The organism is Edaphocola flava (assembly GCF_004118155.1).
GTDB lineage: Bacteria > Bacteroidota > Bacteroidia > Chitinophagales > Chitinophagaceae > Edaphocola > Edaphocola flava.
Map to the genome: position 1 here is coordinate 856,332 of NZ_SAIQ01000001.1, position 12,085 is coordinate 868,416.

Consider the following 12,085-nt stretch of genomic DNA (forward strand, 5'->3'; position numbering starts at 1 on the left):
ACAACATGGTGAACGAAACTGTATTGCAGACGGCTACGGCTACTGTTTGCTATCACTGCGGAGAAGATTGTCCCAACAACAGCATGCGGTATGATGATAAAGTATTTTGCTGCAGCGGTTGCCAGACCGTATACACCCTATTGCAGGAGAATGGCCTCTGCAATTATTACAACCTGAACGAACATGCAGGTATTAACCGGAGAGAAGTCATCCGGAAAGATAAATTTGCGTTCCTGGAAGATCAGTCTATCCGGCAGGCGCTCATCCGGTTCAAAAACGAGGTCGAGACCCACGTAACGTTTTACATTCCCTACATACACTGCAGCAGCTGTATGTATCTCCTGGAGCAGCTATACCGGATTCATCCTGGTGTAATCCGTACCGATATCAACTTCCTTAAAAAAGAAGCAAGTATTATTTTCAATGAAAAGCAACTACCCCTGCGGGCTTTGGTAGAGCTGCTTACAGAACTGGGGTATGAACCTCATCTCAGCCTGCAGCAAATGAAGCAGGAAAAGCCGAAAGTTAATCGCAGACTGGTTTACCGCCTGGGCGTTGCCGGATTTTGTTTCGGCAATATTATGCTGATGAGTTTCCCCGAATACTTCTCTGAAGATGTACAGCAGGAGGCTTACCTGGGCAGCATTTTCCGCTATCTTAATCTCGTGCTGGCACTACCTGTATTTTTCTATTGTTCTTCCATATTCCTGCTATCTGCCTGGAAAGGTTTAAAACATAAGCACATCAATATCGACTTCCCCGTTGCCATAGCCATTGTAGCCACCTTCGGACGCAGTGTAGCCGATGTCCTTTTTCAACAGGGAGCCGGCTATTTCGATTCCCTTTCCGGCATCGTTTTCTTCATGCTCATCGGTCGTGTGGTACAGGACAAGACATACGGCGCACTAAGCTTTGAGCGTGATTATACAGATTACTTTCCTATAGCTGCAACAGTAGTAAAAGACGGACAGACAATTGCTCGTCCACTACCGGATATAAAGGCCGGTGATACGCTGAAAATACATAACAATGAACTGGTACCTGCCGATGGCATCCTGGTCAGGGGAAAGGCCCAGATAGATTATAGTTTCGTGACCGGGGAATCCGTTCCAGTACTGCCAGAAACGGGAGAGATCATCTATGCAGGAGGTAAACAGCTGGGTGCTGATATAGAACTGCTCACGGTCAAAGAAGTGGCCCAGAGCTACCTTACCGGTTTATGGAACAAAGAACACCAACAGGATGATGCCGCGATAAAAGCACATGAAACGCAGTCTTTCGTACATAAACTTGCCACAAATTTTACCTGGATCGTACTGGCGATTGCATTCATTACCGGCCTATACTGGTGGGCTCATGATCCTGCCAAAATATGGCCTTCTGTCACTGCCATACTCATCATCGCCTGTCCCTGTGCACTGCTGCTGACCTCTACCTTTACAAGAGGCTATATCCTGCGCATATTGGGCCGAAACGGATTGTACCTGCGCAATGCACATGTAATCGAACCGCTGGGAAAATTAAACCACCTGGTGTTTGATAAAACCGGTACCCTGACTGCAGCAGAGCAGATTTCGGCTGCACACTACGGGCCCGAACTTACAATTGAAGAACAGCAGCTCATTGCCTCGCTCACCCACCCCACAACACATGCCATGAGCCGTCCGGTAAGGGCTATTCTTAACCACGATCACTTATACGAAGTCTTCGGCTTTCATGAATATCCCGGACTAGGCGTAAGTGGTACGGTTAATGGAAAAGAAGTCCGCATCGGTACTGCCGGATTTATGCAAAGGAATGCGGAACACATTGCACAAAAGGGCACCATACTACTGATCACTATTGATGAAGAAGATAAAGGATATTTTGTCTTGACACAGGGCTTAAGAAAAGGAATAGAAGGCCTGCTGCACCGCTTACAAAAGTTGCTGCGTATCTCTATGCTTTCCGGCGATATGCCGCACCAGGCCAAACTGCTGCAACAGGTAGCCGGCCCGGATGTAAATCTGCGCTTCCAGCAGCAACCGCATGATAAGCTGGCTTATGTGCAGCAACTGCAACAGCAGGGCAAAACGGTGGGCATGATCGGGGACGGATTGAATGATGCCGGTGCCCTCAGGCAAAGTAATGTGGGCATTTGTATTGCAGAAGATACCAACTCCTTTACTCCGGCAGGAGATGCTATTCTGAAAGGCGCGCAGTTGCATATGCTGGACAAACTGATCCTGATGAGCAAGAGCAGCAGGCTGATCATTATCCTGTGTTTCAGTTTCTCGTTCCTCTACAATACCATCGGTTTAATCCTGGCGGTACAGGCCAGACTATCTCCTATTGCAGCCGCTATATTAATGCCCTGCAGTACCCTCAGTATCATCTTACTGACCTATATCGTCAGTAAAATCCGCAGTAAAAAGCTGGGCCTGAAATAGGCACTAATCAAAGTATGATAAAAGTCATATTCCGCTATGAGTATTGTCATAGAATAGTCGGGTAGCCGGGAATAATTTTGTATAAATTTTAAGACAATGAGCGTAATCATCATTTTACTGGGATTGAGCTTATGCGTGAGCATCGGCTTTCTCATTGCATTTATCTGGTCTGTAAAATCAGGTCAGCTGGAAGATGACTACTCTCCCGCACATAAAATATTCTTCGACGATAACCAGCCCGGAAACGTCCAATAAGCATTCTTACAAATCGTCTATACAATTAACCAATATGAATAACGAAGCTATAGTACAAAACACTTCCGGCATGCAGGTAGAGAAATTCTACTACGACAACAAGACGGTGAAAATGTTTGGTGTTGCAGCCATTTTCTGGGGCGTGATCGGTATGCTCGCAGGGGTTTACATTGCATTTGAACTGGCCTTCCCATCCTGGAATCTGGGTTGGGCCCCGATTACCTTTGGGCGCATGCGCCCTGTGCATACCAATGCAGTCATCTTTGCCTTCGTCGGCAACATTATATACATGGGTGTTTACTACTCCCTGCAACGCCTGCTGAAAGCGCGTATGTTCAGCGACAAACTCAGCAAGATCCACTTCTGGGGCTGGCAACTGATTATTCTTTTCGGCGCATTAAGCCTCTGGATGGGTTTTACACAAGGTAAAGAATACGCCGAACTGGAATGGCCGCTGGATATTGCCATCACACTCATCTGGGTAGTCTTCGGTATCAATATGTTTGGTACAATTCTGAAAAGAAGAGAGCGCCATCTGTATGTGGCTATCTGGTTCTATATCGGCACCTGGGTAGCTGTGGCTATGCTGCATATTGTCAACTCATTTGCACTGCCCTACTCCGGTATGCATAGCTATAGCTGGTATGCTGGTGTACAGGACGGCCTGGTACAATGGTGGTACGGACACAATGCGGTAGCTTTCTTCCTGACTACTCCATTCCTGGGTTTGATGTATTACTTCGTGCCTAAAGCGGCCGGCAGACCTGTTTATTCTTACCGCTGGTCTATTATCCACTTCTGGTCACTTATCTTCATTTATATCTGGGCCGGGCCACACCATCTGCTCAATACCGCATTACCCGGCTGGGCACAGTCTTTAGGTACCGTCTTTTCCATCATGCTTATTGCACCCTCATGGGGTGGTATGCTCAATGGCTTACTGACGCTGAGAGGAGCATGGGATAAGGTAAGAGACGAACCTATTCTGAAGTTCTTTGTGGTAGCACTTACCTGCTACGGTATGGCTACATTTGAAGGTCCGATGCTGTCTCTGAAAAGTGTTAATGCCATCAGCCACTATACAGACTGGACCATTGCACACGTACACGTTGGTGCGCTGGGCTGGAACGGATTCCTTGCCTTCGGCGCCATTTACTGGCTGTTCCCGAGATTGTACCGCACAGAATTATTTTCCAAAAAACTGGCCAATACGCACTTCCTTATCGGCACCCTCGGCATCATCCTGTATGTAGTACCTATGTACTGGGCTGCACTGACACAATACATGATGTGGAAGCAGTTTACACCGGAAGGAACACTGAAATATCAGTTCATCGAAACAGTAACCAAAATTGTACCAATGTATGCCTTAAGGGGATTCGGTGGCCTGCTCTATGTTTCCGGAATATTCCTGCTGATATACAACATTGTCAAAACAGCTAAGAAAGGAAACTTCCTGGCTGAAGAAGAAGCCTTTGCCGCACCATTACCAAAAGTAATGCCTAAGGTGGCCAAAGAGCACTGGCACAACTGGATCGAGCGCCGCCCTGTGCAAATGCTGGTATTGGCCCTGATCGCAGTCGCTATCGGTGGTATTGTAGAGATGGTACCAACATTCCTGGTCAAATCAAATATTCCATCAATCACTTCTGTGAAACCCTATACCCCACTTGAGTTACACGGCCGTAACATTTATATCCGCGAAGGCTGTTATACCTGTCACTCCCAGATGATACGCCCATTCCGTCATGAAGTAGCCCGTTACGGAGATTATTCTAAAGCAGGTGAATTTGTGTATGATCATCCGTATCAATGGGGTTCTAAACGCACCGGACCGGATCTGGCCCGTATCGGCGGTAAATACCCGGACAGCTGGCATTACAATCATATGCTGGAACCGGAAATGATGACCGCAGGCTCTATCATGCCGGCTTACCCATGGTTGTTCACCGATCGCATCGACAAAACCAAAACACCGGATATCATCAATGCGATGACCAGACTGGGTGTGCCTTATCCTAAAGGATATGATGCTATCGCAAATGACGATCTGGAAAAGCAGGCCATGCAGATCAAAGAAAGCCTGGCGAAAGATAAAATAAACGTAAAAACAACTGATGAGATCGTAGCCCTGATCGCTTATCTGCAACGCATGGGTACAGACATCAAAAAAGATAACAGGGATAGCCTGAATATGGCCGTACCGAATTAATCATACACAAACTAAGGTTTATGAAATTCAGAAATTATCTGACCTCAATCGAAGGTATCAGTGCGTATCCATTGTTTACACTGATCTTGTTCATGCTCATTTTCGTGCTCGCATCGATCCTGATTTTCAGCAAGAGTAAAAAAACAATCGATCACATCAAGAATATTCCCCTGGAAGACGGACAGGAATAAAACACCATTAATCCACATAGCTGATGAGAAAAATATTATCACTAATCGCCCTTACAGCCCCTAATATATTGTGGGCCGCAGACCCAGCCCCAGTCGCAGCAAGTGCAGGTCCGGAAAGTCCATGGGCAGCCCTGGCCAATCCTGTAGCCATCATCATGGTCACTATACTGATCGTACTGCTCTTCGTTATTATTTTCCTGAGCCGTATTGTACTGAACTCCCTGGAGTTTTACAAGGCTAAACGGCAGGCCGAAAAAAGCAAAAGCAATAGTAGTGCACTGACGGCAATATTAATCCCACTACTCCTGTTCTCCGGCCTGAATGCCTTTGCACAGACAGCCGATGAGGCTGCCGAAGCCGCGCCCAAAGCTGTGGAGCTGATCGGAGGCATGAACCCTACATTGTTCTATACGCTTTTTGGTGTGTTTATCCTGGAAGTGGTGGTCATTATTGTCCTGCTTTCTGTAACCCGCTTCCTGGTTGGCCTGGAGCGCAAGAAAGAGCATAAGAAAGAAAAAGGGATCAGCTGGTGGGAAAAAATGAATGCCACCAAATCACTGGATGCCGCCTCAGAAGCAGAGGCCAACTGGGGGCATAGTTATGATGGCATTGAGGAGCTGGACAATCCTACACCACCCTGGTGGGTAGCAGGCTTTGCCCTCTCTGTCATTGTAGGGGTCATATACTTCTACCGCTATGATATTGCTAAAACGGCTCCGAACCAATTGGAAGAATATGCGATTGAGGTACAGAAAGGAGAAGCTGCCAAGCTGGCCTACCTTGCTTCTGCTGCCAATAATGTAGATGAGAATACCGTAACGGCATTGACTGAAGCAACAGATATTGAAGCCGGAAAAGCAGTATTTGTACAGGTATGTGCAGCCTGCCACGGAGCAGATGGCGGTGGTAGTGTAGGACCAAACCTCACAGATGACTACTGGCTGCATGGCGGTGGTATCAAAGACATCTTCCGCACCATTACAGTCGGCGTTCAGGATAAGGGAATGAAATCCTGGAAAGATGATTACTCACCAAGACAGATTCAGCAAATTGCCAGCTATATTAAAACACTGCATGGCACCAAACCCGCGACACCAAAAGCTTCGCAAGGAGAGTTGTATATAGAGGAAAGCAAAGAAAACGGTGCACAAGCCACAGCAGCTCATGGGACAGCTGCTGCAGCGGACAGTACATCAGTACAGTAAGTTTTTTTGTTTTGAGTTGAAAAAAAGGCTGTCCTGATTCTTCAAGACGGCCTCTATTTTTTCAGAAAGTCCTGCAAATCCTTCATCCATGTTTCCTTAAAATTTTACAACATGGCATTTATTAAAGAGAGTGAACACTCTTTCAGAGACGAGTTATCAACCATAGATGAAAAAGGCAAACGTAAGTGGATCTATCCTTCAAAACCAAAAGGAAAATTCACCACTGCACGCTATTACCTGAGTTACCTGTATTATGCACTGTTCTTCGGTCTTCCGCTAATACATATTCATGGACATCCGCTATTGCAATTCAATATTCCGGAAGGTAAGTTCATTATTTTCGGCACCATATTCTGGCCCCAGGATTTTTTCATTTTCGGGCTCATCATGGTTGCGGCCATCCTTTCGATTGCCCTGTTTACCATGGCATATGGCCGTATTTTCTGCGGATGGATCTGTCCGCAAACTATATTCATGGAAACTCTTTTTCGCCGTATCGAATATGCAATTGACGGCGACGCCGCGCAGCAGCGTATCCTGAAAAAACAAACCTGGACCACTACAAAAATTATTAAAAGAGTCCTTAAACAAAGTCTCTTCATTGCACTATCCTTCCTGATCGCAAATACTTTTCTGGCCTACATCATCGGCACAAAATCATTGCTTAAAATCATGAGCGAACCGGTAATGCAGCATGTCGGCGGCTTCATGGCCATACTGTTATTTACGGGGGTATTCTACGGAGTATTTGCCTACATGCGCGAACTGATATGTACGAACATCTGTCCCTACGGAAGGCTGCAAAGTGTACTGCTCGATAAGGATTCTATAGTAGTGGCCTATGATTATAAAAGAGGCGAGCCCCGTGCCAAATTCCGTAAAGAACAGGGAGATGCCGGTGATTGTATTGACTGTCTGCAATGTGTGCGGGTATGCCCTACCGGTATTGACATCCGGAATGGTACACAACTGGAGTGTATTAATTGCACTGCTTGTATTGATGCCTGTGATGCTATGATGGTAAACATAAAACGCGATACCGGCCTGATCCGGTATGCATCTGAAAGCAATATTGCAGAAGGCAAAAAAAGTGTTTTCACGTTAAAGCTAAAAGTATATACCAGTATCCTGGCCATTATTATGATCGGCATTACAGTGCTGCTTGTAAAGAGTAAAAACGTAGATGGAAATATCATCCGTTCCGCGGGCATGCTATTTCAGGAACGCGGTACAGACAGCATTTCAAACCTGTACAATGCCAAATTTATCAACAAAACATTTGACCGTTTCGACCTTAGTCTGAAGCTGGAAGACCGGAAAGGGTATATACAGATGGTAGGTAAGGAACAGATCGGCATGCGCCCGGAAAGCCAGGGCAGTACTAATTTCTTCATCGTACTACCTCGTACAGAAATCCGCAACCGGAAGGAGAAACTAAAAATCGGTGTATACGAAAACGGGAAACTGGTCATGTACCTGCATACTACTTTCCTCGGACCAATGTCCTGAACAATTTATTCAACCAAATCAAAAAAATAAAATCATGGAATACCAAGTCAAAACAAAAAAGCCATACGGCTTCTGGAATTGGGGTACTATACTCACCTTTGTTTTTATCCTCGGGGCTTCAGGCATCATCTTCATGGTGTACCGCTCACAGCAAATGTCTGCAGAGCTGGTTACAGACAATTATTATGCAGAGGAATTGCAATTTCAAAAAAAGATAGACGCACGTACCGCAGCCAATACCCTATCCCGCAAAGTGGCTATTGAATATATCAATGCACAGCATGCAATCGTGGTATCCTTCCCGCAGGAGTGCCTGAAAGAACATATAAAAGGCCATATCTATTTCTACAATCCTGCCAGTGGCAAACAGGATCGCATTATTCCCATCGCTATGGATGCACAAGGCTTGCAGGTGATCGCCGCAGACAAGATCGACAAAGGCACCTATTCTGTGCAGGTGGAGTGGAGCATGAATGACAAGGCTTTCAGTACGGATGTTCCGTTTACCAAACTATAGCGATATGTACACCGCAATTATTTTTTCCGCATTGGCAATGGGTTTCCTGGGTAGTTTTCACTGTATCGGTATGTGTGGCCCACTGGCCTTATCGCTTCCGGTACAGCACCTCAGCGGATGGAGGCGATGGATGGGTATACTCCTTTACAATCTCGGACGCATCAGTACCTATGCTATACTGGGTTTACTACTGGGCCTGATCAGCACACAATTTTCATTCTTCGGCTGGCAGCAAAAAATATCGGTAATACTGGGTTCTGCGATGATCGGCTACCTGCTCTACAGCTTGTTGGCAGGAAGAAAAACCGGCAGAAAAGCCATACAACTCCCCTGGCAGAAAAATGTGCTGCAAGCCCTGGGCCGATTATATGCTCATAAAAAAAGCTACACCCTTTTCTTAATTGGGCTGCTCAATGGTTTATTACCCTGCGGCATGGTCTATATGGCCCTTACCGCAGCCTTTGCACTGGGCAGCCATCAGCAGGCAGCTGCGTTTATGGCGGCCTTCGGTGCCGGTACATTACCGGCCATGGCAGGTATCGGTTACCTGGGTAGTATGATCAGTCTTAATTTACGCAACAAGATCCGTCGTGCAGGACCTTATCTGGCAGGCTTTATGGGGCTACTGCTCGTCCTTCGTGGTCTGAATCTGGGCATTCCCTACCTGAGTCCGGAAATCAGGGAGCAAAAGGTGAGTTGCTGCAGCCCGAAATAAAGGGCAGGAAAAGCAAAAAATCAAAATCCTTATCCTTAAATAGTTTATTTTCGTCACATATTTTTCGGTATGGTATTAAATTATGTCTGGATAGGTTTTTTCCTCATCGGTTTTATCGTTGCATTATATAAGGTGGCATTTCTGGGCCAGATGGATATTTTTTCCACCATGGTCACCAACTTATTTGACAGTGCCAAGACCGGCTTTGAAATATCTATCGGTCTTACCGGTATGATGGCCCTCTGGCTGGGTGTTATGAAGATCGGTGAGCATGCGGGTGTGGTAAATTTTTTTGCCCGTGGCGTACAGCCGTTTTTCAAAACCCTCTTCCGCGGTGTACCTAAAGGACATCCGGCCTATGGCAACATCGCCATGAACTTCTCGGCCAATATGCTGGGACTGGACAATGCCGCGACTCCGCTCGGGTTAAAAGCCATGAATGATTTGCAGGAGCTGAACCCGCAGAAGGAAAAAGCGAGCGATGCCCAGATCATGTTCCTGGTGCTGAATACCGCAGGCATTACCCTTATCCCCTCATCGGTCATTGCCATTCGCCAGTCTATGGCAATAGAACAGCATATAGCCAACTTTAATGCTGCTGACATTTTCTTACCTATTCTTATTTCCACATTTGTCGCCTTTACAGCGGGCATACTGATCACGTCTGCATTTCAGCGCATCAATATCTTTAAATGGCCGGTGATTATTTTTATCCTGGGCTTTGGTGGTGCTATATTCGGGCTGGCCGCATGGTTGCGCCAGTTTCCTGCTGAGACCATGAGCAAATATGTGGGCCTTATTGGTAGTGGGGTGATCCTTACGATCATTATGCTGTTCCTGATAGCTGGTCTGCGCAAAAAACTCAACGTATACGATCTGTTTATCGAGGGGGCCAAAGAAGGCTTTACTACGGCCATTAAAATCATCCCTTACCTGGTGGCCATGCTGGCGGCAATCAGCGTTTTCCGCAGCTCCGGCTGTATGGATTATCTGGTTGGGGGCATTGCTTTTGTAGTAGCTGCAATGGGATTAAATACAGATTTTGTACCGGCACTTCCGGTGGCTTTCATGAAGCCATTAAGTGGTGGCGGCGCCCGTGGTTTGATGGTTGATGTACTTAAGGAGCATGGTGTAAACTCTTTCCCCGGAAAGATTGCCTCTATTATCCAAGGCTCTACAGAGACCACATTTTATGTACTCGCCGTATACTTCGGCAGTATCAATGTTAAAGATACCCGCTATGCTTTGCTATGCGGTTTACTGGCCGATGGAATCGGCTTAATTACAGCTATTCTAGTAGGCTATCTTTTCTTTCATTAATTTTATAGCTGATTTTTTATCTGATGAAGATATTTCTGGCCCAACAAAACTATATTATCGGTGACTTTGAACACAACACTTCCAGGATACTGCAAGCCATAGAACAGGCTGCAGCTGCAGGTGGTGAGCTTATCGTCTTCCCCGAACTGGCTATCTGTGGCTACCCTCCGCGCGACTTCCTGGAGTTCGAAGATTTTATCGACGCCTGCAAAAATAGTATTGACCGTATCTGCGCCGCAGCGCAGGATATTGCAGTACTGGTAGGTGCGCCCAGCCGCAATCCGGTACCACAAGGCAAAGACCTGTTCAATAGTGCATACTTTATTTACGAAGGCAAGGTGCAGCAGGTGATCAACAAAACCTTGCTGCCCAATTATGATATTTTTGATGAATACCGCTACTTCGAACCATCCTTTGACTGGAATATAGTTTCGTTCAAAGGCAAGCGTCTGGCAGTAACTATTTGTGAAGATATATGGGATATGGAAGCTGATCAGATGTATCGCTTCTCTCCTATGGACAAGCTGATCGAGCAGCAACCAGATATCATGATCAACCTCAGTGCTTCTCCATTTGATTATACGCACGCAGAAGACAGGCTTTGGGTGGTTAAGGAGAACTGTAAAAAGTACCAGCTGCCGATGCTCTATTGCAATACGGTCGGCTCTCAAACCGAGATCGTCTTTGACGGTGGATCGATCATTGCGGATGCCTCCGGCAACATCCTCAAAACATTACCCTATTTCGAAGAGGCTTTAGATTTTGTAATCTGGAATGAAGAAGACAACAGCCTGGAGCTGCCGGTGCAGCACAGTGCGGAAACACTGCCATCTGCTCCATTGAACCCGGTTACCTATGAAAGTGAACTGAATATCGATCGCATTCATAGTGCACTGGTTATGGGCATACGTCAGTATTTTGAAAAGATGGGCTTTAGCCAGGCTGTTGTAGCCAGCTCTGGTGGTATTGATAGTGCAGTAACACTGGCACTGGCCTGTGAGGCACTGGGACCAGATAAGGTACATGCGCTGCTGATGCCTTCACAATTTTCTACGGGCCATTCAGTAGATGATGCGGTACAGCTGTCTGAAAATCTGAACAACCGTTATGACATCATCCCGATCAAGCCGGTATTTGACACCTTTGAAGCTGCGCTGAAACCCGTTTTTGGTGACAGGCCATTTGACGTAGCGGAGGAGAATATACAGGCCCGTACCCGTGGCACGATGGTGATGGCACTGGCCAATAAATTTAATTACATATTACTCAACACTTCCAACAAAAGCGAACTGGCTACCGGTTACGGCACCTTATATGGTGACATGGCCGGTGGGCTTGCCGTGCTGGGAGATGTATACAAAATGCAGGTGTACGCCCTGGCGCGATACATCAATCGCGACAGAGAGATCATACCGGAACATATCATTACCAAAGCCCCTTCTGCAGAGCTGCGCCCGGGACAAAAGGACAGCGACAGCCTGCCGGACTACCAGGTACTCGACAGCATTATATACCAGTATGTAGAACGCCGTCAGAGCCCGCAGAACATTACCGGTCAGGGTTATGATCCTGCATTGGTTAAAAGGGTTATTACCATGATCAACCGGAATGAATATAAGCGCAATCAATTTTGCCCTATCATCAGGGTATCATCCAAATCCTTTGGCATCGGTCGCAGAATACCGATCGTAGGAAAATATTTAGGTTAAAAACATAAACGACAAACCGTAAA

10 protein-coding genes are annotated in these 12,085 nt (G+C 46.5%); all 10 read left to right on the top strand.

The genetic code is table 11. The annotated features are described in order from the left end of the window. The first annotated feature begins 5 nt into the window (after window positions 1-5). Complete coding sequence (locus EMP01_RS03640) at window positions 6-2,429, top strand: heavy metal translocating P-type ATPase (RefSeq protein WP_129020119.1); 2,424 nt, start codon at window positions 6-8, stop codon at window positions 2,427-2,429. A 96-nt stretch (window positions 2,430-2,525) separates the two neighbouring features. Continuing rightward, on the top strand, window positions 2,526-2,684 hold the full coding sequence (ccoS, locus tag EMP01_RS03645; RefSeq protein WP_129020120.1) for a cbb3-type cytochrome oxidase assembly protein CcoS: 159 nt from the start codon (window positions 2,526-2,528) through the stop codon (window positions 2,682-2,684). 34 nt (window positions 2,685-2,718) lie between these two features. Continuing rightward, complete coding sequence (ccoN, locus tag EMP01_RS03650; RefSeq protein ID WP_237559461.1) at window positions 2,719-4,896, top strand: cytochrome-c oxidase, cbb3-type subunit I; 2,178 nt, start codon at window positions 2,719-2,721, stop codon at window positions 4,894-4,896. 20 nt (window positions 4,897-4,916) lie between these two features. Next, on the top strand, window positions 4,917-5,087 hold the full coding sequence (locus tag EMP01_RS03655; protein WP_129020121.1) for a cbb3-type cytochrome c oxidase subunit 3: 171 nt from the start codon (window positions 4,917-4,919) through the stop codon (window positions 5,085-5,087). 23 nt (window positions 5,088-5,110) lie between these two features. Further along, window positions 5,111-6,292 carry a cbb3-type cytochrome c oxidase N-terminal domain-containing protein gene (locus tag EMP01_RS03660; RefSeq protein WP_129020122.1) on the top strand — a complete coding sequence of 394 codons (1,182 nt, stop codon included), beginning with the start codon at window positions 5,111-5,113 and terminating at the stop codon, window positions 6,290-6,292. Between the two features lie 111 nt (window positions 6,293-6,403). Then, window positions 6,404-7,801 (top strand): cytochrome c oxidase accessory protein CcoG, encoded by a 1,398-nt coding sequence (gene ccoG / locus EMP01_RS03665; RefSeq protein WP_129020123.1) that lies wholly within the window; start codon window positions 6,404-6,406, stop codon window positions 7,799-7,801. Between the two features lie 34 nt (window positions 7,802-7,835). Beyond that, entirely contained in the window at window positions 7,836-8,318 is a 483-nt protein-coding gene (locus EMP01_RS03670) for a FixH family protein (RefSeq protein ID WP_129020124.1), read from the top strand. 4 nt (window positions 8,319-8,322) lie between these two features. Next, entirely contained in the window at window positions 8,323-9,033 is a 711-nt protein-coding gene (locus EMP01_RS03675; protein ID WP_161971209.1) for a sulfite exporter TauE/SafE family protein, read from the top strand. 69 nt (window positions 9,034-9,102) lie between these two features. Beyond that, window positions 9,103-10,353, top strand: coding sequence for a nucleoside recognition domain-containing protein (locus EMP01_RS03680; RefSeq protein WP_129020126.1), 1,251 nt, complete (start codon window positions 9,103-9,105; stop codon window positions 10,351-10,353). Between the two features lie 23 nt (window positions 10,354-10,376). After that, window positions 10,377-12,062: an NAD+ synthase gene (locus EMP01_RS03685; protein ID WP_129020127.1), complete on the top strand. Its 1,686-nt coding sequence runs from the start codon at window positions 10,377-10,379 to the stop codon at window positions 12,060-12,062. Window positions 12,063-12,085: the final 23 nt, after the last annotated feature.

Bases quoted from the DNA above. Each gene is read 5' to 3' on its own strand.
- ccoG (WP_129020123.1), top strand. From the start codon at position 6,404: ATGGCATTTATTAAAGAGAGTGAACACTCTTTCAGAGACGAGTTATCA.
- EMP01_RS03670 (WP_129020124.1), top strand. From the start codon at position 7,836: ATGGAATACCAAGTCAAAACAAAAAAGCCATACGGCTTCTGGAATTGG.
- EMP01_RS03680 (WP_129020126.1), top strand. From the start codon at position 9,103: ATGGTATTAAATTATGTCTGGATAGGTTTTTTCCTCATCGGTTTTATC.
- EMP01_RS03685 (WP_129020127.1), top strand. From the start codon at position 10,377: ATGAAGATATTTCTGGCCCAACAAAACTATATTATCGGTGACTTTGAA.
- ccoN (WP_237559461.1), top strand. From the start codon at position 2,719: ATGAATAACGAAGCTATAGTACAAAACACTTCCGGCATGCAGGTAGAG.
- EMP01_RS03660 (WP_129020122.1), top strand. From the start codon at position 5,111: ATGAGAAAAATATTATCACTAATCGCCCTTACAGCCCCTAATATATTG.
- ccoS (WP_129020120.1), top strand. From the start codon at position 2,526: ATGAGCGTAATCATCATTTTACTGGGATTGAGCTTATGCGTGAGCATC.
- EMP01_RS03675 (WP_161971209.1), top strand. From the start codon at position 8,323: ATGTACACCGCAATTATTTTTTCCGCATTGGCAATGGGTTTCCTGGGT.
- EMP01_RS03655 (WP_129020121.1), top strand. From the start codon at position 4,917: ATGAAATTCAGAAATTATCTGACCTCAATCGAAGGTATCAGTGCGTAT.
- EMP01_RS03640 (WP_129020119.1), top strand. From the start codon at position 6: ATGGTGAACGAAACTGTATTGCAGACGGCTACGGCTACTGTTTGCTAT.